24 protein-coding genes are annotated in these 23,259 nt (G+C 63.6%); 11 read left to right on the top strand and 13 right to left on the bottom strand.

Going from position 1 to position 23,259, the window contains the following annotated elements; genetic code table 11:
• Position 1: 1 nt before the first annotated feature.
• The 4 genes from NKJ91_RS10310 to NKJ91_RS10295 form a co-directional block, all read right to left on the bottom strand.
• Complete coding sequence (locus NKJ91_RS10310) at positions 2–1,105, bottom strand: glycosyltransferase family 2 protein (RefSeq protein ID WP_352455446.1); 1,104 nt, start codon at positions 1,103–1,105, stop codon at positions 2–4.
• Between the two features lie 2 nt (positions 1,106–1,107).
• Positions 1,108–2,301 (bottom strand): acyltransferase family protein, encoded by a 1,194-nt coding sequence (locus tag NKJ91_RS10305; RefSeq protein WP_352455445.1) that lies wholly within the window; start codon positions 2,299–2,301, stop codon positions 1,108–1,110.
• Between the two features lie 58 nt (positions 2,302–2,359).
• Positions 2,360–2,602: a hypothetical protein gene (locus NKJ91_RS10300; RefSeq protein WP_352455444.1), complete on the bottom strand. Its 243-nt coding sequence runs from the start codon at positions 2,600–2,602 to the stop codon at positions 2,360–2,362.
• A 133-nt stretch (positions 2,603–2,735) separates the two neighbouring features.
• Entirely contained in the window at positions 2,736–4,142 is a 1,407-nt protein-coding gene (locus tag NKJ91_RS10295; RefSeq protein ID WP_352455443.1) for an MFS transporter, read from the bottom strand.
• Positions 4,143–4,345: 203 nt separating this feature from the next.
• Between NKJ91_RS10295 and NKJ91_RS10290 the strand changes: the two genes are divergently transcribed.
• The gene (locus tag NKJ91_RS10290) at positions 4,346–5,248 is read left to right on the top strand and encodes a sigma-70 family RNA polymerase sigma factor (RefSeq protein ID WP_352455442.1); all 903 of its coding nucleotides are present in this window, start codon (positions 4,346–4,348) and stop codon (positions 5,246–5,248) included.
• Positions 5,249–5,341: 93 nt separating this feature from the next.
• Here NKJ91_RS10290 and NKJ91_RS10285 read toward each other — a convergent pair whose 3' ends face one another.
• Entirely contained in the window at positions 5,342–6,544 is a 1,203-nt protein-coding gene (locus tag NKJ91_RS10285) for an MFS transporter (protein WP_023677280.1), read from the bottom strand.
• Positions 6,545–6,760: 216 nt separating this feature from the next.
• On the opposite strand from NKJ91_RS10285, the gene NKJ91_RS10280 reads away from it, so the two are divergent.
• Positions 6,761–7,189, top strand: coding sequence for a VOC family protein (locus NKJ91_RS10280; RefSeq protein ID WP_352455441.1), 429 nt, complete (start codon positions 6,761–6,763; stop codon positions 7,187–7,189).
• Between the two features lie 80 nt (positions 7,190–7,269).
• On the opposite strand, the gene NKJ91_RS10275 is transcribed toward NKJ91_RS10280, so the two are convergent.
• Entirely contained in the window at positions 7,270–8,163 is an 894-nt protein-coding gene (locus NKJ91_RS10275; RefSeq protein WP_352455440.1) for a LysR family transcriptional regulator, read from the bottom strand.
• A 96-nt stretch (positions 8,164–8,259) separates the two neighbouring features.
• On the opposite strand from NKJ91_RS10275, the gene NKJ91_RS10270 reads away from it, so the two are divergent.
• Together NKJ91_RS10270 and NKJ91_RS10265 are read left to right on the top strand one after the other, a co-directional pair.
• The gene (locus NKJ91_RS10270) at positions 8,260–9,009 is read left to right on the top strand and encodes an SDR family NAD(P)-dependent oxidoreductase (RefSeq protein WP_023677277.1); all 750 of its coding nucleotides are present in this window, start codon (positions 8,260–8,262) and stop codon (positions 9,007–9,009) included.
• A 152-nt stretch (positions 9,010–9,161) separates the two neighbouring features.
• A complete protein-coding gene (locus NKJ91_RS10265) occupies positions 9,162–9,545 on the top strand; it encodes a YybH family protein (RefSeq protein WP_352455439.1) in 384 nt (127 codons plus the stop codon).
• A gap of 104 nt (positions 9,546–9,649) precedes the next feature.
• Here the strand turns inward: NKJ91_RS10265 and NKJ91_RS10260 are convergent, their stop codons facing one another.
• Complete coding sequence (locus NKJ91_RS10260) at positions 9,650–10,111, bottom strand: Lrp/AsnC family transcriptional regulator (protein ID WP_352455438.1); 462 nt, start codon at positions 10,109–10,111, stop codon at positions 9,650–9,652.
• 158 nt (positions 10,112–10,269) lie between these two features.
• On the opposite strand from NKJ91_RS10260, the gene NKJ91_RS10255 reads away from it, so the two are divergent.
• On the top strand, positions 10,270–11,277 hold the full coding sequence (locus NKJ91_RS10255) for an ornithine cyclodeaminase family protein (protein ID WP_352455437.1): 1,008 nt from the start codon (positions 10,270–10,272) through the stop codon (positions 11,275–11,277).
• Between the two features lie 82 nt (positions 11,278–11,359).
• On the opposite strand, the gene NKJ91_RS10250 is transcribed toward NKJ91_RS10255, so the two are convergent.
• Both NKJ91_RS10250 and NKJ91_RS10245 read right to left on the bottom strand, forming a co-directional pair.
• Positions 11,360–12,292, bottom strand: a complete 933-nt coding sequence (locus tag NKJ91_RS10250; RefSeq protein ID WP_352455436.1) for a dimethylarginine dimethylaminohydrolase family protein — start codon at positions 12,290–12,292, stop codon at positions 11,360–11,362.
• A 33-nt stretch (positions 12,293–12,325) separates the two neighbouring features.
• Complete coding sequence (locus NKJ91_RS10245) at positions 12,326–13,903, bottom strand: zinc-binding metallopeptidase family protein (protein ID WP_502903565.1); 1,578 nt, start codon at positions 13,901–13,903, stop codon at positions 12,326–12,328.
• Positions 13,904–13,990: 87 nt separating this feature from the next.
• Here NKJ91_RS10245 and NKJ91_RS10240 point away from each other — a divergent pair, with 87 nt between their 5' ends.
• The 6 genes from NKJ91_RS10240 (at position 13,991) to NKJ91_RS10215 (ending at position 19,447) form a co-directional block, all read left to right on the top strand.
• Positions 13,991–14,878, top strand: a complete 888-nt coding sequence (locus tag NKJ91_RS10240; protein ID WP_023677271.1) for a LysR substrate-binding domain-containing protein — start codon at positions 13,991–13,993, stop codon at positions 14,876–14,878.
• Positions 14,879–15,130: 252 nt separating this feature from the next.
• Complete coding sequence (locus NKJ91_RS10235) at positions 15,131–16,225, top strand: ABC transporter ATP-binding protein (protein ID WP_352455434.1); 1,095 nt, start codon at positions 15,131–15,133, stop codon at positions 16,223–16,225.
• A 67-nt stretch (positions 16,226–16,292) separates the two neighbouring features.
• Positions 16,293–17,408, top strand: coding sequence for an ABC transporter substrate-binding protein (locus tag NKJ91_RS10230; RefSeq protein WP_352455433.1), 1,116 nt, complete (start codon positions 16,293–16,295; stop codon positions 17,406–17,408).
• A 17-nt stretch (positions 17,409–17,425) separates the two neighbouring features.
• Positions 17,426–18,259, top strand: a complete 834-nt coding sequence (locus tag NKJ91_RS10225) for an ABC transporter permease (protein ID WP_031194462.1) — start codon at positions 17,426–17,428, stop codon at positions 18,257–18,259.
• A gap of 4 nt (positions 18,260–18,263) precedes the next feature.
• Positions 18,264–19,070, top strand: coding sequence for an ABC transporter permease (locus tag NKJ91_RS10220; protein ID WP_352455432.1), 807 nt, complete (start codon positions 18,264–18,266; stop codon positions 19,068–19,070).
• An 89-nt stretch (positions 19,071–19,159) separates the two neighbouring features.
• Positions 19,160–19,447, top strand: coding sequence for a DUF982 domain-containing protein (locus tag NKJ91_RS10215; protein WP_352455431.1), 288 nt, complete (start codon positions 19,160–19,162; stop codon positions 19,445–19,447).
• Positions 19,448–19,490: 43 nt separating this feature from the next.
• On the opposite strand, the gene NKJ91_RS10210 is transcribed toward NKJ91_RS10215, so the two are convergent.
• The 4 genes from NKJ91_RS10210 to NKJ91_RS10195 all read right to left on the bottom strand — a co-directional run bounded on the left by NKJ91_RS10210 (position 19,491) and on the right by NKJ91_RS10195 (position 23,117).
• On the bottom strand, positions 19,491–19,799 hold the full coding sequence (locus tag NKJ91_RS10210; RefSeq protein ID WP_352455430.1) for a HigA family addiction module antitoxin: 309 nt from the start codon (positions 19,797–19,799) through the stop codon (positions 19,491–19,493).
• Between the two features lie 25 nt (positions 19,800–19,824).
• Positions 19,825–20,103, bottom strand: coding sequence for a type II toxin-antitoxin system RelE/ParE family toxin (locus tag NKJ91_RS10205; RefSeq protein ID WP_352455429.1), 279 nt, complete (start codon positions 20,101–20,103; stop codon positions 19,825–19,827).
• A gap of 153 nt (positions 20,104–20,256) precedes the next feature.
• Positions 20,257–21,315 carry a glycosyltransferase family 2 protein gene (locus tag NKJ91_RS10200; RefSeq protein ID WP_352455428.1) on the bottom strand — a complete coding sequence of 353 codons (1,059 nt, stop codon included), beginning with the start codon at positions 21,313–21,315 and terminating at the stop codon, positions 20,257–20,259.
• A gap of 470 nt (positions 21,316–21,785) precedes the next feature.
• Complete coding sequence (locus tag NKJ91_RS10195) at positions 21,786–23,117, bottom strand: dicarboxylate/amino acid:cation symporter (RefSeq protein ID WP_352455427.1); 1,332 nt, start codon at positions 23,115–23,117, stop codon at positions 21,786–21,788.
• Positions 23,118–23,259 lie beyond the last annotated feature (142 nt).

The following is a 23,259-nucleotide window of genomic DNA, read 5'->3' as shown; positions in this document are numbered from 1 at the left end:
GCTAGCTCAACTGGTTCGAAGGCAAAACCGCCGCGGCCGGCACGGACTGCAGATACCGCGACAAGGCATCCACCTGCCTGGTGACCGACATCGAGGCGAGACTGAAGCGCGGCGCGAAGGCACCGGTGCGAAACACGTACTGCTCGCGGCGCCGGATGAGTTTCCATTTCGCAGTCCGTGTAAGGAATTCGTGCATCAGCAGCGGCTGTCTTTCCCCCGATATCAGCTGATAGAGGAAATAGAACAGGTTCAGCGTGCCAGCCTGGTAGCTCGGCCTCGTCTCGGCCGGCAGCGCGGCAATCCTTTCTTCCAGCCCAAGGATCCATTCGGCGGCACGGCGAACCGTGTCCATCGACAGGACTTCACCGATGCCGCGGAGGTCCTGCGTCTCTTGTACGAGCCCTTCGCGCTCGAGGTTCTCGGCGACGATCTTCAAATGCGTCCTGCGCATTTCGCGCTTGTGCCTGTTGGTCACGCTGTCGTCATGGATACGATAGGCGATCAGGCTTTCGGGGCTCATGGCCGCCGGGTAGCAGTCGGTCAGCCGCCTGAACAGGTCGAAATCCTCGGCATGCTTGTAGCTGGTATCGTAATATAGAACATCTTCTTCTATGACATTCCTGTTGTATACCACGGTGGAATGCATGAAGATCGTGAAGAACATCGACAATATACGCAGCGGATTGTCCTGGAATATCGGATCGGGCGAACCCCTGACGACGCGGTTGCCGAGCAAGGTATCGAAACCCGCGCCGCATAGAGCGAGGTCAGGCTGCTGGTTGAACAGCGCGACCTGCCGCGACAGGCGCTGGGGATAGGCGATGTCGTCGGCGTCCATCCTGGCGACCAGATCGCCGCGCGCCACGGCCACGCCTTCGTTCAAAGTTGCGATCAGGCCGCGGTTTTCGCGTGAGATGATCGAGATGCGATTGTCGGCCTGGCGGTATTTCTGCAGGATCTGCAGCGAGTTGTCGGTCGAGCCGTCATCGATGGCGATGACCTCCAGACGCTCGTAATCCTGCCGCAGGATGCTGCCCAGCGCAGCGGCGAGATAAGGTCCGGCATTGTAGATCGGCAGCACGACGGACACCAAGGGAGCAGCCATGATCAGCTCCGATCGGTTCGCTGCAGCTTGCGGGGGAAGCGTGACGCGCCATCGAGCGGCCTGCCCGGATATGCTCCCGCCGCGAGCCATCCGGCATTGCCCACGTCGATGCCTGCCGGGATGGCGCCGCGGCCCTTTCGAGCAACATAGGGGAAGTGGCGCTTGAGGCTGTTGAGCGGCTTCTCGAAAAGCAGCCACGAGACCGAAGCCAGCATGAGCGTCGCAGTTCCCGCGACCAGGGACCGCCCCGGGCCTTGCTCCGAGACGTTGAGCGGGATCCAGGGCTGCGACTTGACGACCAGAGCCAGCACTATGGGATGGTAGAGATAGACGCCGTAGCTGATGCGGCCAAGGCCAAGCAGCGGCGGCAGTTCGAGAAGTTTTCCGATATAGCCGCCAACCCCTGTCGAACAGCTTGCAACGATGACCACCAGCGGTACGAGAGGCAGGATCTGCAACAGCAGCCAGAGGCCCCATTCCTGCACCGGATTTGCCGGCGCCGGCGCAAACCACTGCAGAACGAAAAACGCCACCGCGAGCCCCGGCCAGCCATTTCGAAGCCATTGCGGCAAGCCGGCTGTTCTTGACCGGTAGGCGGCAAGCAGCGCGCCTGACGCCAATGCGTCCATCGACGCCGGCGGCTGCAGGTCGCGTGCCAAACCCGGCGTTCCAGCGATCGGCCAATAAAACCGATAGGCCAGTGACAGCACGATAACGCCAATGCAAATCGATTCCAGGCGCCGGCGCGGCGCCAGCAGGACGATCAGCGGCCAGACGATGTAGAACTGCTCCTCGATGCTCAGGCTCCAGAAATGGCAGAGCAGCCAGGGCGTCCATTCATTTTGCGATGCGTACCAGAAATTCGACAGATAGAGCGCATGCCAGACCAGCGAACCTCTGGACTGCTCCAGGTCCACCAGCCAGACGAAACCCAGCACGGCGAAATAAGGCGGGAATATCCGCAGCGCCCGCCTGACATAGAAGGATATCAGCGCCGGTCCGGTTTCGAATTCGGCAGCCGCTCTGGCTTCCAGCAGCAGTCGCGTGATCAGAAAGCCGCTCAGCACGAAGAACAGACGCACGCCGATATGGCCCCAGAACGAAGACCCACCGGCCGCGAAGAAGTGGGCGTACAGCACCATCGTCACGGCGATGGCCCTCAGCGCGTCCAATTGGGTGTCGCGCGCATTTCCCATTAGTGACGTACGCCGGCGGGACGGCGAAACTGCCAATCGGTCAATATAGCGGCTTCGTTCACGGCGCATTCCAATCGGAAGCGCCCCCCTTGCGCAGAATAGGACCACCATTGTGCAACGCAACACAAAAAGTTGACACATTTGAAACAGGAACGTGAGGCACGGCTAATAAAAGCCAAAAAACAGCAGGAACCAGCCCGAATTGTCCATTTTTGACGATTTTCTCGCACTCCCTTGGCCCGCCAATATCGGCGGCAGGGTGCTGCGATGCAGCATGTTCGCCGCCATCACGGGCGCGCAAGATCTGGGTCTGGACACAGATGCCCCCCACAGGACCGGCCGGCAACCGACGCTCGGCGACCTTTTTGCTGCGCTGGCGCGGCTGCTGTTAACGCGACAACAGTGGGAGCAAGCGCAAGTTTCCCGCCTCCGAGTTACGCTTCCTTGCTGGCATTCGCGAGCACCACTGCGCGACGCTCCGGGAGCCCCAATCCGACGAGCGCGCCGGCGAGCGAGAGCAGAGCGGAGACGTCGATTGCCGAGGTGAAGCCATCGCTGAACGCGTCAGTGGACGAGAAGCTTCCAGTGCCGGCGAACACCGCACCGGCGATCGCGATCCCGGATACGCCACCGAGGAAGCGGAATGTGTTGAACGTGCCGGCAGCCTTGCCGACCTCCGGCCGGGCGACCGCATTGAGAACCGCATTCTGCGCGGCAGGCATGGCCATCGACACGCCGGCACCGGTAATGATCAGCGGGGCGACTAGCTGAATATAGGGCAGATCAGGTGCGGCGATCTGCGCCAGCCAGGCCATTCCAGCCGCTTGCAGGATCAATCCGGCCACGACAAGCCAGCGCTCGCCAACGCGGTTGATCAGGCTACCGGCGATCGGTGCGACCACGAAAAGCGTCGCGGTCCAAGGCAGCAATCCCATGCCGGCGCCGAGCGGCCCACGGCTCTGGGCAAACTGCAGAAACTGCGGCAACAGGAACACGAGCCCGTACATGGCGGCGCAGAGCAGGAAGTTCGCCCCTACGCCCGAGGAGAATGCGCGCGCCCGAAAGAACCGCAAAGGCAGCATGGGCTCACGGGTACGCAACTGCCAAAGGACGAATGCGATGGCGAGAAGCAGCCCGGCCGTCAGCGCCGACAGCACTTCAGAGCTGCTCCAGCCCACAATGTTGCCGCGCATCAGACCCCAGACCACTCCAAATGCCGCCGCAGTTACCAGGACGACGCCGAGGACATCGATTGCCGTGCCCGGCCCGTAACTCTCCGGAATCCGACGCATCACCAGCGGGATGAGAACGATGCCGACCGGAACATTGAGCCAGAATATCCAGTGCCAGGAGAGGCCTTCGGAAATCGCACCGCCCGCCATCGGGCCGATGATCAGGGCCAGGCCGGTGATGCTGCTGAAGATACCCAGCGCCTTGCCTCGCTCCTCCGGGGGAAAAGCGACGCTCAGCAGCGCCATGGCCAGCGGCATGACCATTGCGGCACCTGCGCCCTGGACCGCACGCGCCGCAATCAGCAATCCGGCATTGCCAGCGAGCGCGCAGGCAACCGACGCTGCGACGAACAACGCCAATCCGGCAACGAGCGTACGGCGGCGGCCGAACCGGTCACCGAGCGCAGCCCCGGTCATGAGCAGGACGGCAAAACTCAAATTATAGGCGTTCATCGTCCATTGCAGCGTCTCCAGCGAGGCATCGAGCTCGACCCGCATCGTGCTCAATGCCGTCGCCACAACCATCGCATCGAGAACGACCATCAAGGAGCCTATCGACGTGAGGGCGAGAACCCAGACCTTCGTTGATCCCGCACTTTGCTTGCTCATGACTATGGCGCCTCCGGCTTGAACAAAGGGCCCGCCAGGTTACCGGGCCCGTGATCCAGAGACGCGTAGGAACCATCAAAGGATTCCAGCCAGAGAAAGTTTTTTCGACCGAATCCTTTTGCCATCGTCGAGCGTCTATAAGACGCTGCGCCTGATGACGGGCGCCCTGCCTGGGAGATACGCATGAAATCGATCCTTGTGCGATGACCGGATCCGCAACCGGCACCCCAGAAGGACGGGAGCCATTTGACCGGCTGCTCGGCGAATTGCGGCCGAAACTGCACCGCTATTGTGCCCGCATGACCGGTTCGGTGATCGATGCCGAGGATGTCGTCCAGGAAGCTACGGTCAAGGCGCTCGAGGCGTTCCCCGGGACCGGGCCGATAGCCAATGTCGAGGGCTGGCTGTTTCGCATCGCGCACAATGCCGCGCTCGACCACCTACGCCGTCGTGCCAGGTTGGATGCCGCGCATGTCGTTGAGGATATCGATATGATCCCTGACCCCGGTATGTCGGCCGAGGGTCGACACACTGCAGCCGCAAGCCTGCAGACTTTCATGCGCCTGCCCGCGGCGCAGCGTAGCAGCGTCATCCTCATGGATGTGCTCGGCTATACGATCGAAGAGATCGGCAACATTATCGACAGCAGCGTTCCGGCGGTGAAAGCCGCACTGCATCGCGGCCGTCTGCGCCTGCGCGAAGTCTCCGGCGAGCCTGACGATCGGCCTGTGCCGGTGTTGGCCGAGCCCGAACGGGCGCGTCTGGCAGCCTACGTGGAGCGGTTCAACGCCCGCGACTTCGATGCGATCCGCGACATGCTGGCCGAAGACGTCCGGCTTGACCTCGTCAACCGGCTCCGGGCGAGCGGCCGCACGAAAGTGGGCCGGTACTTCCATAATTACGCGGGTATCCACGATTGGCGGCTGGTCCCAGGCCTGGTGGATCGGCACCCAGCCATTCTGGTGATCGATCCGGACGACTCGGCCGGAGGGCTAAAATACTTTATCCTGCTGGAATGGGCCGGCGACAGATTGGCGAGAATTCGCGATTTCCGCTATGCGCGCTACACGCTTGACGGCGCCGAGGTGGTGCCTCTGCTTGCATAGCAATTCGCGTTTCATAATGCCGAACACTGCCAGCTATTTTTGGATCGCGGCCGCTTGCCATCCAAGCGGCCGCCCTTTTCCGCCGATCCTGCTTTAAGCCGGTTGCAACTCCCTGCGCGGCAGCGGCGGGAAGGCGATCGCAATCGCCATCGCGCCAAGCCCGACAAGGGCCGAGCCGATGAACAGCCAGGAATAGCTGGCATAGGCATCGAACACCATGCCGCCGGCGAGCGGGCCGAAAGCCATGCCGAGGCTGGACAGCATGGTTACCGCACCGAACACCGTACCGAGGATGCGCTGGCCGAAATATTCCCGCGCCAGCACCGCATAGAGCGGCATGACGCCGCCATAGGTGGCGCCGAAGATGACGGCGAGCGTGTAGAATTGACCAAGCTCGCTGACCGCAAGATAGGCGGCGATGACCACGGCCTGTATGGCCAGCCCGGTGATCAGCACCGGCTTGACGCCCAGCCGATCGGCAAGCACGCCGTAAAGCAGCCGGCCACCCAGCCCTGCCAGGCCCTCGATGCTGTAGATGCTGACCGCCGCCATCGGCGCTATGCCGCACAGCATCGCATAGCTCACCATGTGGAAGATCGGCCCGGAATGCGCCGCGCAGCAGGCAAAGAAGGTCAGTCCCAACACGATGAATTGCGGCGAGCGCAGCGCCTGCGGAACCGTCATGCCGGCACCCTCGGCGGCAACGTTTGGGGCAGCGCCGTCGGCAGCGGGCTTGGGCGGCTGGCGCACCAGAAGCGCGGCCGGCAGTAGCAGCACCCACGCGGTTATGCCGATGTCGAACATCGCGGTACGCCAGTCGTAGGCCGAAATCAGCCAACGGGCGAAGGGCGAGATGGTCATTGGCGCCACGCCCATGCCGGCCGAGACCAGCGAGACGGCGAGGCTGCGGTTCGTGTCGAACCAGGCGGAGGTCAGCGCGATCATCGGCGCGAAGAAGGCGCTTGCCGCGAGGCCGACGAGCACGCCATAGGCCAACTGGAAAACGAGCAGCGAACCGGTGCGGCTGGCCAGGACCAGCGCCAGGCCGAGCAGCACGGCGCCGGTCATGACGACGATGCGGGCGCCGAAGCGGTCGTAAATGGCGCCCCAGGCGAAGCCGCCGAGACCCATTACCAGGAAGTTCAGCGTCATCGCGCTCGATATGCCGGCGCGCGACCATTGTGTGTCGAGCGCCATCGGTTCGAGGAAGATCGCCAGCGAGAACATCGCCCCGAGGGCAACACAGGTCATCAGTGCGCCAGCCGCGACGATAACCCAACGATAGGGAAGGCTCATTTCACTTTTCTCCCATGCCGGAAGCGTTGATACGGCACGACCTTTTCGAGCTCCGCCGAGCCGCTTGCGTCCGAAGGACGTTGGACATGTCTTGAATCCGACAATCCGGTTGCATTTTTTATCCAGTCGGCGCGATGGCGCCATTCCACGGCTTTCTGGATTGACCGCGCACCATTCGAAGCTAGATTTCCAACCGGCGATCAGGAGCTGTCAAGCATGGCAAATCCGGAACTTCATCGCGGCCGTCTCATCGACCACCTCCAGCTGGTGGTCAGGGATCTCAAGGCCAGCCGTCGTTTCTACGAGGCGGTTCTCAACGTGCTCGGCATACCGATCGGTGGCGCCGGCGATGGTTATTTCTGGGCCGACGAGCTGTTCATCTCCAGCCCCGACAGCCCGGCGGCCCTGGGAAAGCTGACCGGCCGCCACCACCTGGCCTTCCAGGCAAAGGACCGCGCGATGGTCGATGCCTTCTACAAGGCCGGGCTTGAGGCCGGCGGCACCGACAATGGTGCGCCGGGCGAGCGATCCTACCATCCCGGCTATTACGCCGCCTTCCTGCTCGACCCCGACGGCAACAACATCGAGGCCGTCCACCACGGCGCGGCCAACCGCAGCGCCGATTCAGTGAAGATCACCTTCTAGCTTCGGGTAAGGGTGGTTCGCACCGGCCGGCACGGTTGGTCTCTGCCAAACCTGGGTGCTTGCGTCAGACCGCGTCTGCCCTATCGCGTCAGTGCCGCCATTTGGCCCACCAGGAAGTCGACGAACAGCCGCGCCCGGACCGGTAGCTGCCGCCCGTAGGCATGGACGATGTGCACCGGCATGGTCGGCATCGCCACCTCGGGCAGCATGCGGACCAGGCGGCCCGCGTCGAGATCGTCCTGCACCGCAAACCGCATCAGATGCGCGATGCCGGCACCGGCAAGTGCTGCATTGCGGATGGCGCCGCCGTCGTCGGTGTCTAACCGGCCATCCGGCACGATCATCGTACCGTCGGCAAACGTGACCGGATAAGGCCGGCCAGCCATCTGGTGGCGGACGAATTCATGATCCCGTAAATCCTCGACCGATGCCGGACGGCCGCGCCGCTCGACATAGGCCGGTGAGGCCACCAGCATGATCGGCAGATTGGCGATCTTGCGGGCAACCAGCCCCGTGTCCGACAGCGCCCCCATGCGCACGGCAACATCATAGCCTTCGCGGATCAGATCGGCGTGACGGTCGGTAACGCTGAGCTCGACCTTCACTTCGCCATGCTGCGCAAGGAACGCTTGCGCCCATGCCGCGATCAGGCCGCGACCGAGTTCGACCGGCGCTGTAACGCGCAGCAGGCCGCGCGCCGTATCGGCCATCTGGACGATGTCTTCGGCATCGTCCAGCGCCCTTAGCAGCGGCGCCACGCGCTCGTAGTAGGCGAGGCCTTCGCTGGTGAGCCCGAGCCGACGCGTCGAGCGCTGGATCAGCCTGACGCCGAGCCGGCGCTCGAGCCGCGCCACGCTTTTCGACACCGCCGACGGGCTGGAGCCGACCAGCCCGCTGGCGGCATGGAACGAGCCGGCATCGACCGTGCGGACGAAGGCGACGAGACCGGCGGTCTTTTCGAGGATGGTGGTCATTCCGGAATTCCAGGCACGAAAGAACGGCTTGTGGGCACCATAATACGCGTTTCGATCATGATTAAATACCGCTCATCGTCAACAAAGGAGAGTTTGATGAGCAAGCTGAACGGCAAGGTCGCCATCGTCACCGGCGCCTCCAAGGGTATCGGCGCCGCCATCGCCAAGAGTCTTGCCACGGCCGGCGCCGCAGTGGTCGTCAACTACGCCTCGTCACGGGAAGGCGCCGACCGCGTCGTCGCCGAGATCGAGGACCGTGGCGGCCGCGCCGTCGCCGTCCAGGGCGACGTGTCGCAAGCGGCTGATGTGCGCCGCCTGTTCGAGGCGGCGAAATTGGAGTTTGGCGGGCTCGACATACTGGTCAACAATGCCGGAGTCTTCGCATTCGAGCCGCTGGAAGCGGTTACCGAGGCCGAGTTTCACCGCGAGTTCGACACCAATGTGTTGGGCATCATTCTGACCACGCAAGCAGCAGTGAACCATTTTGGCGCGGGCGGCGGCAGCATCATCAACATAAGCTCGGTCGCCAGCCGCAATCCGCAGCCGAACTCGCTCGTCTACGCCGCGACCAAAGGTGCGGTGGACACGATCACGCTGTCGATGTCGCGGGAGCTCGGCGCACGCAACATCCGCGTCAACGCCATCGCGCCCGGCGGCATCGATACCGAGGGCCTCGCGCGCATCGGCATCGTCGGCAGCGAATTCGAGAAGCAGATTATAGCCATGACGCCGCTCGGTCGCTTCGGCCTGCCCGACGACGTCGCCCGCGTCGCGGTGTTCCTCGCCTCCGACGAAGCGTCCTGGCTGACCGGCGAGCGCATCACCGCCTCCGGTGGCTGGCGATAGGCATGGAGGGCGCGAACCTGCCGGCTCGCGGACCGTGCTACCCGCGGCGCGACGCACTGCAATCGATGACGAGAGCGATCTAAGCCCTATGTAGCAGCGAGGGAGGAGCGCCGTGCGCCATCGATGACGGCGAGATGCCAGGGAGGTAACGGATGACGGGCGACGAAAGAGCAATCCGAAAGCTGGTCGAGACGTGGATGGATGCGAGCAAGCGTGGAGACATCGCGACCGTCCTCAGCTTGATGACGGACGACGCTATCTTCATGGTTCCCGGCCGGGATCCCTTCGACAAGGAGATCTTCGCGGCAGCCGCGCGGGAGACGGCCGGCGTTCATATCGACGGCACGAGCGATATCGTGGAACTACAGCTTCTCGGCAATTGGGCCTTCATCCGCAGCCGCATCGATATGACCGCGACCCCGCCGAATGGCGAGCCGGTCCATCGATCGGGATATGCGCTGACGCTCCTGCGCAAGGAGGCGGATGGTGAGTGGCGGCTCGCGCGCGACGCAAACCTGCTGACCCTGCAAGGCTAGAGCCGGTCTCCGGCATCTCTGCACCGGAAGGCACGCCAGGGGGAGCGATAAGATGGCGAAGATGCGATGCAAGTCGCCCTGAATAGCGTTCCCCCTCCACCTGATCACACCGGCAAGAGGGCGTTCGGCTTGACATCGGCGATGGAGGCGAAAGTGTGCGTTTCGCGCACGCCAGGCAGTGGCAGGATGACCCGCTGCAGGAAATCCTGGAACACCGCCATATCGGCGATCCGCGCCTTGACCAGATAATCGAAACCACCAACCACCATATGGCACTCCAGAACCTCCGGAGCTTTCGCCACGGCTTCGGCGAAGCGGTCAAAGACATGCGGCGCCGTGTGGTCAAGCCGGACCTCGATGAACACCAGCGTTCCCCGGCCGACCTTGCGCGGATCAAGCACGGCCCTGACCGCGGTGATGAACCCGTCGCGGAACAGGCGCTTCACCCGCTGGCTGGTTCCGGTCGGCGACAACCCGACGCGCCCGGCAAGATCAAGCGTCGTCCGACGGCCGTCTTCCTGGAGCAGCCTGAGCAGGCTGCGGTCTATCTGGTCGAGATCCTCCATTCCACAATCCACGCTATCTCAGAGATTTTTGTGCTTATTTCACGCAGAGATGCCAAAAACAACGTATTTCATCACATAAAACGTCGCAATAACCTGCGCTTCCCTCTCTCACCTAAGCAAACGCGGTGAGCCGATTTCGACGACCACAGGAGTGCAGGATGACCAAACAAGCGTTCAGCCCAGCCGGCAGGAGTGCGGCGGAAATCAGCAAGGGAGCGACCGAGATCCTGGTGCTAAGCGAAGCCGACGTGATGGCATGCATCGACCTCAGCCAGCTTCTCGATGTTCTGGAAGACGGCTTCAAGGCGCTGTCACAAGGCAAGGTCGTCAATCCACCCCGACCACAACTCGACATCCCCGGGGCCGGCTACAGCCTCGCCATGCCGGCCTGGATGGAGGGCATGAACCTGACCGTCAAGATCGTCAACGTCTTCGAAGGCAACCTGGCCAAGAACCTGCCCAGCCACCTTGCCACCATCAGCCTGTTCGATCCGCTGTCCGGCCTGCCGGTCTGCATCATGGACGGCACCTTCATAACCGCAGTGCGAACCTCCGGCTCCGCCGTGCTGTCGGTGCGCGCGCTTGCGCGCCGGGATGCCAGGATAGCGACCGTGGTGGGCGCCGGCGTGCAGGCCAACCAGCACCTGCATCTGTTGCCGCTGGTGCGCGACTTTGCCGAAATCCGTGTCGCTTCAAAGAGTTTCGACGATGCGGCAGCGCTTGCCCGGCTGCATCCGTCGGTGGTGGCGGTCGCCGACCTCGAGGCGGCAGTACGCAGTTCCGACGTGGTGTGCCTGGCGACCCACTCCTACCAGCCGGTGATCGACGCAGGCTGGGTCCAGCCGGGCACGCATGTCTCCTCGGTCGGGGTGGCGCCGCCCGGCGGTGAAATGCCGATCGAGCTCATCGGCAGATCCAGTCTTTTTGTCGAAACCAAGGATGCGTTCAAACCGACCCCGGTCGGATCTTGCGAGCTTGCCGGCTTCGACCCGGATTTCGGCACCGAGCTTGGCGCCATGCTGCTCGACCGCGCGCCGGGCCGCGTTTCGGATCAACAGATCACCACCTACAAGGCGATGGGCATTGCGATGGAAGACATGGTCGCCGCCGACCTCGTCTATCGTTGCGCCCGGCGTCTGCGCAAGGGAAAGCTCATCGTGCTGTAGGCGCGCGCGCCGCGCGCCAGGCGGGATCGACGGTGCTGACAATGGCGCTTTCGCGCAAGCGGCCGGGCTAAAGGCCGGCCCCTCAGGCCGGCTCGCGCTTCAGCGCCTGCGCCATGCAGTGAATGCCGCCGCCGGTCTTCGAGATCTCGCTCATGTCGATGGCCGCCACCTCGAAGCCGCGCGCCTTGAGCTGACCGATCAGCGTCTGGCTCGAGGTCGGCGCGATCACCCGGTCCTTGCCCAGCGACATGAAGTTGCAGCCGAGCGCCATGGTATCCTGGAACGGCACGTCGATGATTTCGTGGCCCTTGCCCTTCAGCCAATCGACGATGCCCGGCTCCGTGCAGGCGAGGCAGACGGCGGTCAGTTTTTCAGCGATCGGCACCACCATCAGGTCGATATGGACATAATATTCGTCGATGAAGGCGATGCGGGTCTCCCAGCCATCCTTGTCGAACCAGGCCTGCACTTGGCGCGCGCCCTCCTCCTGCGTGCGGGCGCCACCGCAGCCGATCAGCACGACGCCGTCCTCGATGACGTTGAAGTCGCCGCCCTCGAACGTGCCCGCGGTGACCATGTCGTAGATCGGGATGCCGAGCTTCTCATAGGTGCGGATCGCCGCGTAGTTCTCGCCGCGCCGCCACCACTGGGCCATGGCGGTGATGATGGCGCCATACGGCGTCATGACGCTGGAATCGCGCGAGTAGACCTGCATCGGCAGCTCCGGCGTCGGCTCGTGCCAGTGGATGTTGACGCCGAAATGCTCATAGGCGGCGACCAGGTCCTTGTGCTGCGCCTGCGCGATCTGGACGTTGCATGGCGCTTCGCGCAGATGCTTGCGCGACAGCGAGCTGGTCGAGAGATGGCGCAGGAAATTCGGCGAGCCGAGCAGCACGTCGGTCAGCACGTCGGTCTCGTTGGCGAAGCCCCAGGCGGTCAGCGGCTTGGTTCCGCCGGCCGGGTTGCGGCGCTGCAGCGAAAACGGCTCGGTGACGATGCGGTCATGGACGGTCATGGGGTTTCTCCTCGTGAAGGGCGGCTTGGTTGATCATGCGGCTTGGTTGCCTGGTATCCACCAATCCCGTCCGCGCGGGGTGGTGATGTATTCCGGCCAGCGAAATCCGATTGGCGGATCGTAGTCGCAGAGCGGCGCGATCCAGTTCGAGCCACCGATGCCGCCGCCGGTGCGGGTGACGAATTCATCCATCGCCGCGTCGCGCGCAGCCTCGTCTTCCAACAGGCGAAGTGCTGCCAGCGCGACCGTCTTTGCGCCGCAGATGACCATCGGGTCGATGGTGGCAGAAATGCCGCCCAGCGCATTCATCGCCCAGGACGGAAACGCGTGGCCGTTCTCGGATCGCAGCGCCGGCCGGGCGACGTAGAATCGTGCCGTCGGTGTATGCCACGACATGTCGGTGTAATCGTCGGAGGTGGAATTGAGCTGCCAAGGCGGCAGGTCGCGGCGCAGTAGCGCCTCGGCCGACTGTGGTGCAATCAGCCGCTCCAGTTCGTCGATGAATGGTTCCTCGGTCGCCTCGCCCCCGGCATTGACCTGGATTTCGCGCGCGATCGCCTTGGCCGCGTCGTCCCAGCGCGGCGGCCCGACCGCCGACAGCGCCTCATAGGCGATGCCTGACATAGCGTGGTTGGCCAGCCCCGGCCGCGACTTCGACACCCAGTGCCGCTCGTAGCGGCAGCCGCTCATTTTCGCGGCGGCTTCCGCATTGCGGTCGAGCATGGCGGTGACCTGCTCGGCCATCGCCAGCGTCGGCACGCGGATCATGTATTGGATCTCGGCCAGCCCGGCCGGCAGATTGTCGGCGGTCGCCTGGCCCGCCGTCAGGATCGCCTCGCTGATCGACCAGCCGCCCTGATGCGGCAGCATGGAATCGCGCAGCGCCTTGGAGGCCATATACATCATCATCAGCGCGTCGTTAGCGCCGGGCGCCCTGACCGCCGAATGCGCCTGCGGGATGGGTGCTGCATCGCTTGCGCGAACCCAATTTTCGGGTTCGTCGCACACAAAGCGGTAGATCATCGCATAGGCCGCACCGCAATGCGTGTCCCAGCGCGCGGTATTGCAGAGCGGCAGGATATAAAAAGGATGGAAGGAGACCATGCCCGCCAGCCCATCGTAATAGCCCTTCGCGGCATGGATCGGCTTCGACCCGCGCACCTTCTCCGCCGGCTCGCCGGTGAAGCGCAGCGTGCCTGATATGCCGTGGCGCTCCATCGCCGCCTTGGTCGCCAGCAGCCCGCCGAGGCTGGCAATGCCGAGGCCGGAATGCGGATCGGTGTGGCCGCCGGCCTGTTCGCCGAGGCCAGGGCGCGGTCGCTTCACCGTCGCCGCATCCTGGCAATTGCCAGGCACCGCGTCGTACTCGGCATACATGCCGATGGTCGGGCCGGTCCCGTTGGTCCAGTGGGCGCAGAAGGCGGTCGGCATGCCGCCCGATCCTTCCTCGACCGAAAACCCTTCGTGCTTCAACTGCTCCACATACCAGGCCGCCGACTGGTATTCGCGCCAGGCGGTCTCGCCGAAATCGAAGATCGTCCGCGTCCACGCCGACAGCGACGGCTGGATGTCGTCCAGACAGGCAAGCGTGGTCGCTTGCGCGGAGGTCACCGGTATCTTCATCCGTCAAAGAAAGCAGTGAAGCGCCTCGCCAAAAAGTGATATGTTTTTCCGGCTCATGCAAATTCGGTTCACCTCTTGAGAATTCCCTCGACGCAGGCGCTGCGCGCCCTCGACAGTTTTGCCCGCCACGGCAGCGTCTGGCGCGCCGCCGACGAACTGCATCTGACCCGCAGCGCAGTCAGCCATCAGCTTCGCCTGCTCGAACGCGATCTCGGCTTCGACCTGCTCGAGCGCATCGGCAAGGGCGTGGCACTGACGCCGCGCGGCCAGCGCTATGCCAGCGACGTGCGCAAGGCGCTGACGGTGCTGGGCGACGCGGTGACGCGCCATGCCGGCACCGGCATCGGCGGCTCGTTCAGCGTCAGTTGTACGCCGGGTTTCGCCTCGCTGTTCCTGTGCACCCATATCGGCGAGTTCCGGCAGATGTACCCCGATGTCGCGCTGCGCATCCTGACGCCGCGCCGTCTCGACGACGTCAGCAATGCCGAGGCCGATGCCTTCATCGCCTTCGGCGTCGGCAATTGGCCGAACCGCGCGGTCGAGCTGTTGTGCGGGATCTCCTTTACGCCGCTGTGCAGCCCGACGCTGCTCAACAAGATCGGCGGCTTCTCCAAGCCGGCAGACGTGCTGCGCGCCAATCTCCTGCATCTCGGTGACACCGAGGACTGGGCGCGCTGGCTGGCGCTGTCCAAGGTCGAGAACCCCGACCCGGAAGGCGGCATCTTCTTTTCCGACATGAACCTGGTCTTTTCGGCGGCGATCGCCGGCCAGGGCATCGCTATGGGCGACGAGCTGACCAGCGGCCGGGCACTGAGCGAAGGCCGGCTGGTCCGCCCCTTCGACATAGCGATCAATTCACCGCGCTCGTATTTTCTGGTTTCCGAGCACGCCAAGGCGGCGCATCCGGTGCTGGAGGCGTTTGGGCGGTGGCTGAGGTCGAAGCTGTCGGAGAACCAGCGTTAATCTCCCCCCTCGAGGGGGAGATGGCCGCGAAGCGGCCAGAGGGGGTCGGTCCAACTGGGCTCGGCCTGCTGCTGCAGAGGAGGTTGGCACTTCAAGCGAAGCGACCCCCTCTGTCGCCTTCGGCGACATTTCCCCCTCGAGGGGGGAGATTGGCGCATAGATGAATCAAATTTGCCGATCAGGCGAAAACTATTCGGTTGCGGTGAGCCGCCGCCCTGCCTACGATTTCGCCTACGCTAAGGAAAGGGCAGGATGCAGCAACCCGGCCGGGCCGCAGAGATCAAGGCAATCGGGATCGGCAAGAGCTTCGGCTCGTTCCGTGCGCTGGACGATCTGACGCTCGATATCGGCCGTGGCGAGTTCCTCACCTTGCTCGGCCCTTCCGGTTCCGGCAAGACCACCTTCCTGATGATCCTTGCCGGCTTCATTCAGCCGACCGATGGCCGCCTTTACAGCGACGGCGTCGACATCACCGAGCGGCCGGCCGAGCAGCGTGCCGCCGGCATGGTGTTCCAGGGCTATGCGCTGTTCCCGCATATGAGCGTCGAGGCCAACATCGCCTTCCCGCTCAAGGTGCGCAAGAAACCGGCGGCCGAGATCAAACGCCGCGTCGGCGAAATGATCGAGCGCGTCGGGCTGAAGGGCCACGAGAAGAAACTGCCGTCGCAATTGTCCGGCGGCCAGCAGCAACGCGTGGCGCTGGCGCGGGCGCTGGTGTTCGAGCCGGGCGTACTTTTGCTCGATGAGCCGTTTTCGGCACTCGACAAGGGCCTGCGCGGCCAGATGCAGGCCGAGATGAAGCGGTTGCACCAGGAGACTGGCACCACCTTCGTCTTCGTCACCCATGACCAGAGCGAGGCGCTGGCGTTGTCATCTCGCGTCGCCATCTTCAACCATGGCAAATTGCTGCAGGTCGGCGCGCCGGACGAGGTCTACGACCGGCCGGACAACCGCTTCGTCGCCGAGTTCCTGGGCGAGATCAACATGCTGCCGCTGAAGGGCGTGCGCCCGGCCGACAATGGCTCGACGGGCCTCTGCGAAGACCGCGCGATCAGCATGCGCTGCAGGGCCGAGAAGGTCCGTGGCGATGCCATCCTGGCGATCCGGCCGGAATACATGTCGATCGCCCGCGAAGCCGCGGCAGGCGAGAACGGCATTGCCGCGACTGCCGTCGCCTCGACCTATCTCGGCGCTGCAACGCGGCTCGATCTGACGACGCGCCAAGGCGCCAAGGTGACGGTCTCGGTGCCGAACGAGGTCGCCGCCTCTGCCCTCAGCAAGGGCAATTCCGTCTGGCTGACCTGGCCCGCGGAGAAAGGCTTCCTCCTTCCGGATGGAGAGCAATGACGATCGGCGTGGCGAATTCGCCAAGCTGACATTCAGGAAATACCAACGACAAAAAAGGGGAACTGACATGACAAACCAAACCAAGAAAAATTCCATCGAGGCGCTATCCGCCAGGGCAGTGCGCGGCGAGATCTCGCGCCGGCAGTTCACGCAGCTGGCCGCACTGGTGCTGGCCGGCACGCCGATGCTGCTGCGTTCGACCGGCGCCTTTGCCGCGGCGAAGGAACTGGTGCTGGTCAACTGGGGCGGCGACGCCATCACCGCCTATGACGCCGCTTACGGCCAGGCCTTCACCAAGGAGACCGGCATCACCGTCAAGATGGACGGCTCCGGCCCGACCGAAGGCGCGATCGCGGCGCAGTTCAAGAGCGGCGCGCCGACCTGGGATCTGGTCGACGTCGATCCGTTCTCGGCCATCACTCTCGGCGCCCAAGGCATGCTCGAGCCGATCGACTATGCGGTCGTCGACAAGAAGAAGATGCGGCCGGGATTCGGCTGGGAGTACGCTGCCTCGACCTATTTCTTCTCCTACGTCATCGCCTACGATGCCGAGAAATACGGCAGCCAGGCACCGACCGGCATGGCCGACTTCTTCGACGTGGCAAAATTCCCCGGCAAGCGCTCGCTCTACAAATGGGGCGTGTCGAGCTGGGAAGCGGCACTGCTCGCCGACGGCATCGCGCCTGCCTCGCTCTACCCGCTCGACCTCAAGCGCGCGCATGACAAGATCGCCGCCTTCAAGGAAAACGTCGTCGCCTATTGGGGCGGCGGCGCCGAAAGCCAGAGCGTGCTGCTCAATGGCGAGGCCTCGATGGCGATCGTCTGGTCGACCCGGGCTTCGCTCATCGAGCAGGATTCCGGCGGCAAGATCAAGTTCATCTGGGACCAGGGCCTGATCTCGCCCGGCGCGCTCGCCGTGCTCAAGGGCAATCCCGGCGGCAAGGACGCGGCGATGAAGTTCATCGCCAGCACCCAGGACCCGGAGAAGGAACTAATCATGTTCGACAAGCTCGGTCAGGGTCCGGCCAACCCGGCCGCCGACGCGCTGATCCCCGCCGACAAGAAGCGCATCAACCCGGTCGATCCCGAGAACATGAAGAAGCAGATTCCGCTCGACATGGATTGGTACGCCAAGAACTACGGGGCAGCACTCGACGAATACACGAAGATCATCTCCGCCTGACAAGCCGGGATAACCGGATGAGAGCATACCTCTCCGACAGGATGGGCGCGGCGCTGTTGATGGCGCCGCTGCTCCTCTTTCTTGTGCTGGCCTACGCCTGGCCATTCCTTGGCGTGGTTAAATGGAGCTTCACCCTGCCCACGCCGGGGCTGGGGCAGTACAATGCGCTGCTCACGGATCAGTTGGTGCAGTCGGTCTTCATCCGCACGCTGCGTATCGCCGCGATCGTGACGATCGTTTCGGTTGCCGCCGCCTACGCCATCACCGTTGTCTGGGTACGCGGCACGCCGGTGCAGCGCGTCGTGGCCGAGTTCTGCATCCTGGTGCCGTTCTGGATCTCGGTGCTGACGCGCGCCTTCGGCTGGGTGGCGCTTTTGTCCAATCGCGGCCTGATCAACACCTGGCTGCAGGCGGTCGGCTTCATCTCGGAGCCGCTGGCGCTGGTGCGCAACGAGTTCGGCGTTATCGTCGGCATGACGCATTTCCTCATCCCCTTCGCGGTGTTTCCACTGGCCTCTTCGATGCGAAGCCTCGACGACCGTGTGCTGCTGGCGGCGCGCGGCCTCGGCTCCAGCCGCATGCGCACCTTCTGGTCGGTGTTCGTGCCGATGACCCGCTCCGGCATCATCGGCTCGGCGCTGATCGTCTTCGTCTTTTCGCTCGGCTTCTTCGTCACGCCGGCGATTCTCGGCGGCGGCCGCAGCGTGATGATCGCCGAGCTGATCTATCTCCGCATCTTCCAGAGCCCGGACTGGGGCCTGGGCGCGGCGATCAGCGTGGTGCTGGTGTTGTTCGTCGGCGCGCTGATGGCGCTGCTGTTCCGCTATATCAGACCCAAGCAACTGGTGTAGCGCGATGCCGACCTACCGCCCCGGTCCCGTCTCGCTGGTCCTCGCCGCCCTGGTCGCGCTGTTCCTGCTGCTGCCGCTGCTCGCCGTCATCCCGGTATCGCTGACGCCGAGCCGCATGCTGGCGATGCCGTCCGGCGAATTGTCGCTGCGCCATTACCGGGCGCTGATCGAGGATCCGCGCTGGATCAATTCGATCCTGCTCTCGATCAGGATCGGCATCGTCAGCAGCGCCTTTTCCACCGTGCTGGCGCTCTGCTTCAGCCTCGGCATCTGGATGTTCCAGCCGCGCTTCACGGCAGCATTGGTCGGTTTCGTGCTGCTGCCGATGGTGGTGCCGCCGGTGGTCTCGGCAATCACGCTCTACTTCCTGCTGACCTCGATCTCCGGCGTCAGCTCATTCTTCGGCTATGACACCTGGCTGGGTGTCGCCATGGCGCATGCGGTGATGACGGTGCCCTTCGCCACGGTGCTGATCCTGGTGTCGCTCAGCCAGCTCGACCGCCGCATCGACCTCGCCGCCCGCGGCCTCGGCGCCACCGTGTGGGAGCGCGCCACCCGCATCATCATGCCCAATATCAAGTTCGGCATCGTCACCGCGGCGTTGTTGTCCTTCGTGCTGTCCTGGGAAGAGATCGGCGTCACCCTGTTTATCACCTCGGTCAACGCCATCACGCTGCCGCGCTTGATGTGGATGGGCCTGCGCGACAACATCGACCCGGCGATCGCCGCACTCTCGGTGATCCTGATCGTCATCACCGTGCTGGTGCTTGTGGCGCGCAGCGTCGTGGTTAGGCTGCGCGAGGCGCAGTGAGGGCCGCCTCACGCCGTGGTGACTGGCGCGAATGAAACCTTGCGCTACGATTTTCGTTATAGATGGTTCAACACGTCGAGGGCTCTGCCATGAACCAGGGATGGTTTGCCAAGCCGGTTGCGGTTGCGGTCGGCATCGTGGGAGATATCCGCAACATTTCCAACGCACGGCAGGCTGTCGAGTTGCTGACAACCCACTGGCGTGACGCCGGCAGCGCCAAACACGGATTGGCACTGCGCACATGCCACCGCGCCATGAGCGACGATCGCTGGACCGAAGCCGCCAGGGACGCGTTCATCGAGGCCGCGCGGGAAGCGCATGTCCTGGTTGAGCGAGCCGTCGAACCGGAGCGCCGATCCCGGCAGCAGGGGCCGTGATCGATTTGTGATAGCCTCGGTGGTTCGGCCGATCTATTGCATCTCAGGCAGCATGCAGCCTTGGAATGGCGCTGACGTCAACCTCGCGTTCCGCGTGCCACGCATCATAGGCGGCCTGCATCCTGAGCCAGATCGCGGCGCCGTCGCCGAACATCTTTCCAAGGCGCGCCGCGACAGCCGGCGACACCGGCTTCTTTTCGCGGATAATATCGTAAAGCTGCTGGCGCGAGATTCCGAGCAGATTGGCGATTTCCACCTTGGTCTTTCCGGTTGCCGGGATAATGTCGTCGAGCAGCGCCCCAGGGTGGGATGGGCAGCGCTCCATCGGACGCATCGGCTCATACACGCTCATAATCGAATCTCCAATCTAAGCCGTCTCAATGGTACTGTTCGAAATCGACGCGGGCAGCATCATTGGCGTCGAATTCGAATGTGATGCACCACGGCCCGTTGACATGCATCGTGTAGCGGGTCGGGTTAAAGCCCTTCAAAGCATGGAAGTCGAAGCCGGGCAGGTCCATGTCATCAGGCTTTTCCGAGACTTCCAAGCGGTCAAGACGGACAAGGATGCGCTTATGCATCTTGGCGTCGATCTTTCCGGTCTTTCCGGTTTGAAAGAGGTCCGCCAGCGCCTTGTGCTTGAACGACTTGATCATGCAACATGTAAGCATATTGCTGACGCGGGTCAAGCAGGTGTAAGCAAATAATTTACAGAATGGTCCGAGCCCATCGGAGGCAATAACTACGCCCGGTGGATGCTGGGCCCGGCCAGCCGAATACCTGGCGGACCTATGTCACGGCATTATCCGCTAACCCATCGCATGGCGGATTCTCTTGGACAGGCGGCTCAAAAATGCCGGCCTCGACGACGCATCAAGCTTCCACGACAGCACCGCGGTCGCCATTTTCCGCGGCAACACCCCGACCGACAGGAACCAGGCGGCAAGGATTGCACGCCGCCGCAGGGATGCGGTCATTTCGAGGCTGGCGACGGCGCCGGCCGCCCCGAGCGCCAGCCGGGAATCGTCGGCCACGGGATGTCGGTCTCTGTCCGCGCAAAGCGACGCCAGCCGCTCTTCCAGGTGGACCGGATCGTGGCGGACAGCATCCGACGGCACGATGGTCAGGCCGATCCCGGAGGCCTGGTCCGACAGCGCCTGCATGCGGCGGAAATCGTGAGTTACCCGCCAGCGTGCCCGCTCGGCGAGCTTTTCACCGAAGACTGAATGGTTGGCGCCATGGATTCGGTAGGCGCCGAGGCATTCGTCGATGGACTGGACGTGCCCGTACATCGGCGCCAGCGTTGCCAGATAGCCGTCGGCGCCCTGGCGGAACTCCGGCTCCGGTATCGGCATGATCGATTCGAGCGTTGCGCGGTCAAAGGCCAGCCCGCTGGTCACTGTCGTCTGATAGCGGCCCTTGTGCAGGAGTTTCGGCATGACGTCACCGCTGTCGAAAGGCAATTCGGGCGGCGGAAAGACATCCTTGATGCGCTGTCCTTCGTCGACGATATGCAGTCTGGACTGGACCTGGGCGGTTGCCTCGTCCCAGGTTTCCACGATGGTAGAGACGGCGGTTGGATAAAGATAATCGTCGGCGTCGAGGAACAGGACGATCTTGCCCGAGCTCGCCGCGAAGCCGGTGTTGAATGCCGCCGCGTGTCCGCCATTTTGCGCCCGCGGGCATGCGAGTATCTCGTCGCGATAGGATTCCATGATTGTCGTGGAATTGTCCTGCGATGCATCGTCGACGACGATGACTTCGACATCCGCGTAGTCCTGCTCGAGGGCGCTGTCGATGCTGCGCTTGAGGAACCGCGCATAGTTGTAGTTCGGGATGATGATGGATACCGGAATGACAGGCTGCATCGCGTTTGACCTCGCATCTTGCTTTGGTTCGGCAAAGGCCCTCATGGGCCTGCCCCTCTTCAAGTGCCCCTCTTCAGGCGCGACGAGTTCCCCTCAGAAAAGCTTGCGCTTTCCACCAGGAGACGGGTCACGTTTCGCTTGCGACTTCGCAGTGAGGCCGCCATTGCCTTCGAGGGCTGCCGCCATAGTCAGAACGCGGTCGGCAGCAAAAGCTCCGACGGTTCGGCAAGGATGATGTTGCAAACCGAGCCCGACGGAAATGTCTCGCCTCGCGATCAGGTCGGGAGCGAAGCGGACGGTGCCATGAAGGCATGGCGGATACTGGCCTTCAAATGCGGCTGGAACAAGCCCCGCGTCGAAAATAGCGCCACTTCAGGTTGCGTTTCAGGCGGCATGCCGCGACCGCCGCCGCTGTTGCCCCGAAGCCGGCGAACCGCCTCCGGGGCCTTGTGGTCATGTGGCCTAGACGGTCAGGCGGCCTGCAAACCCGGCAGCGACAGGTCGACTTCCTCCGGCAAGTCGCCGGCCATGGCGGCGGCAAACTTCGTCTGGTCGAGTTCTCCCTCCCAGCGTGCCACCACCACCGTCGCCACCGCATTGCCGATGAAGTTGGTCAGCGCCCGGCATTCCGACATGAAGCGGTCGACACCGAGGATCAGCGCCATGCCGGCGACCGGCACGGTGGGGACGACCGAAAGCGTTGCCGCCAGGGTGATGAAGCCGGCGCCGGTGATGCCGGCGGCACCCTTGGAGCTCAGCATGGCGACAGCGAGCAGCAGGATCTGGTCGCCGTAGGTGAGCGGCGTGTCGGTCGCCTGCGCGATGAACAGCGCGGCAAGCGTCATATAGATGTTGGTGCCGTCCAGATTGAAGGAATAGCCGGTGGGGATGACCAGACCGACCACCGAGCGGTTGCAGCCGGCGCGCTCCATCTTGGCCATGAGGCCCGGCAATGCCGCTTCCGAGGACGAGGTGCCGAGCACCAGCAGCAGCTCTTCCTTGATGTAGCGGATCAGCGCCAGGATCGAGAAGCCGTTGTAGCGGGCGACGGCGCCGAGCACCACCAGCACGAACAGCAGCGCGGTCAGGTAGAATGTGCCGATCAGCATGGCGAGGTTGGCGATCGAGCCGATGCCGTATTTGCCGATCGTGAAGGCCATGGCGCCAAACGCGCCGATCGGTGCGGCCTTCATCAGGATGGCGACGAGGCGGAAGATCGGCGTGGTCAGCGCCTGCAGGAAATCGACAACGGGACGGCCGCGATCGCCGACCAGTGCCAGGGCGACGCCGAACAGCACCGAGAAGAACAGCACCTGCAAAATGTCGCCCTGCGCGAAGGCGCCGGTGATGGTGTCAGGGATGATGTTCATCAGGAAGCCGACGATGGTTGTGTCGTGCGCCTTCTCGGCATAGGCCGTCACCTTGGTGGTATCGAGCGTGGCCGGATTGATGTGCATGCCGGCGCCGGGCTGGACGACATTGGAGACGACCAGGCCGACGACAAGCGCCAGCGTCGAGAACACCAGGAAATAGATCATCGCCTTGCCGGCGACGCGGCCGACCTTCTGCAGGTCGGAAACACCGGCGATGCCGGTCGCCACCGTCAGGAAGATCACCGGCGCGATCACCATCTTCACCAGCTTGATGAAAGCATCGCCGAACGGCTTCATCGCCTCGCCGGCTTCCGGATAGAAATGGCCGAGCAGCACGCCGGCGGCGATCGCCGCCAGCACCTGCACATAAAGATGCCGATATAAGGGAAGTTTGCCGCGCGGCTCGGCGGCAGCGATTGCTGTCTGCATGACGTCCTCCATGGCGCCCCGATCGAAAGCTCGACTCCCCGGGGCAGTTGTTTTGAGACCAGCAGCCTCGCGACTGCTGAATTCGTATCTGCAACAGCCGTGCCAGATACGCAGAAGAGTGCTTCATCGTTGATTTTATTGA

The sequence above is a fragment of the Mesorhizobium sp. M0040 genome, from assembly GCF_040323505.1.
Taxonomy (GTDB): Bacteria; Pseudomonadota; Alphaproteobacteria; order Rhizobiales; family Rhizobiaceae; genus Mesorhizobium.
This window is presented reverse-complemented; position numbering and strand designations above follow the sequence as displayed.

Bases quoted from the DNA above. Each gene is read 5' to 3' on its own strand.
- NKJ91_RS10305 (WP_352455445.1), bottom strand. From the start codon at position 2,301: ATGGGAAATGCGCGCGACACCCAATTGGACGCGCTGAGGGCCATCGCC.
- NKJ91_RS10215 (WP_352455431.1), top strand. From the start codon at position 19,160: ATGAACCAGGGATGGTTTGCCAAGCCGGTTGCGGTTGCGGTCGGCATC.
- NKJ91_RS10295 (WP_352455443.1), bottom strand. From the start codon at position 4,142: ATGAGCAAGCAAAGTGCGGGATCAACGAAGGTCTGGGTTCTCGCCCTC.
- NKJ91_RS10270 (WP_023677277.1), top strand. From the start codon at position 8,260: ATGAGCAAGCTGAACGGCAAGGTCGCCATCGTCACCGGCGCCTCCAAG.
- NKJ91_RS10260 (WP_352455438.1), bottom strand. From the start codon at position 10,111: ATGGAGGATCTCGACCAGATAGACCGCAGCCTGCTCAGGCTGCTCCAG.
- NKJ91_RS10280 (WP_352455441.1), top strand. From the start codon at position 6,761: ATGGCAAATCCGGAACTTCATCGCGGCCGTCTCATCGACCACCTCCAG.
- NKJ91_RS10285 (WP_023677280.1), bottom strand. From the start codon at position 6,544: ATGAGCCTTCCCTATCGTTGGGTTATCGTCGCGGCTGGCGCACTGATG.
- NKJ91_RS10250 (WP_352455436.1), bottom strand. From the start codon at position 12,292: ATGACCGTCCATGACCGCATCGTCACCGAGCCGTTTTCGCTGCAGCGC.
- NKJ91_RS10200 (WP_352455428.1), bottom strand. From the start codon at position 21,315: ATGCAGCCTGTCATTCCGGTATCCATCATCATCCCGAACTACAACTAT.
- NKJ91_RS10255 (WP_352455437.1), top strand. From the start codon at position 10,270: ATGACCAAACAAGCGTTCAGCCCAGCCGGCAGGAGTGCGGCGGAAATC.
- NKJ91_RS10195 (WP_352455427.1), bottom strand. From the start codon at position 23,117: ATGCAGACAGCAATCGCTGCCGCCGAGCCGCGCGGCAAACTTCCCTTA.
- NKJ91_RS10310 (WP_352455446.1), bottom strand. From the start codon at position 1,105: ATGGCTGCTCCCTTGGTGTCCGTCGTGCTGCCGATCTACAATGCCGGA.
- NKJ91_RS10235 (WP_352455434.1), top strand. From the start codon at position 15,131: ATGCAGCAACCCGGCCGGGCCGCAGAGATCAAGGCAATCGGGATCGGC.
- NKJ91_RS10210 (WP_352455430.1), bottom strand. From the start codon at position 19,799: ATGAGCGTGTATGAGCCGATGCGTCCGATGGAGCGCTGCCCATCCCAC.
- NKJ91_RS10275 (WP_352455440.1), bottom strand. From the start codon at position 8,163: ATGACCACCATCCTCGAAAAGACCGCCGGTCTCGTCGCCTTCGTCCGC.
- NKJ91_RS10220 (WP_352455432.1), top strand. From the start codon at position 18,264: ATGCCGACCTACCGCCCCGGTCCCGTCTCGCTGGTCCTCGCCGCCCTG.
- NKJ91_RS10265 (WP_352455439.1), top strand. From the start codon at position 9,162: ATGACGGGCGACGAAAGAGCAATCCGAAAGCTGGTCGAGACGTGGATG.
- NKJ91_RS10225 (WP_031194462.1), top strand. From the start codon at position 17,426: ATGAGAGCATACCTCTCCGACAGGATGGGCGCGGCGCTGTTGATGGCG.
- NKJ91_RS10205 (WP_352455429.1), bottom strand. From the start codon at position 20,103: ATGATCAAGTCGTTCAAGCACAAGGCGCTGGCGGACCTCTTTCAAACC.
- NKJ91_RS10230 (WP_352455433.1), top strand. From the start codon at position 16,293: ATGACAAACCAAACCAAGAAAAATTCCATCGAGGCGCTATCCGCCAGG.
- NKJ91_RS10290 (WP_352455442.1), top strand. From the start codon at position 4,346: ATGACCGGATCCGCAACCGGCACCCCAGAAGGACGGGAGCCATTTGAC.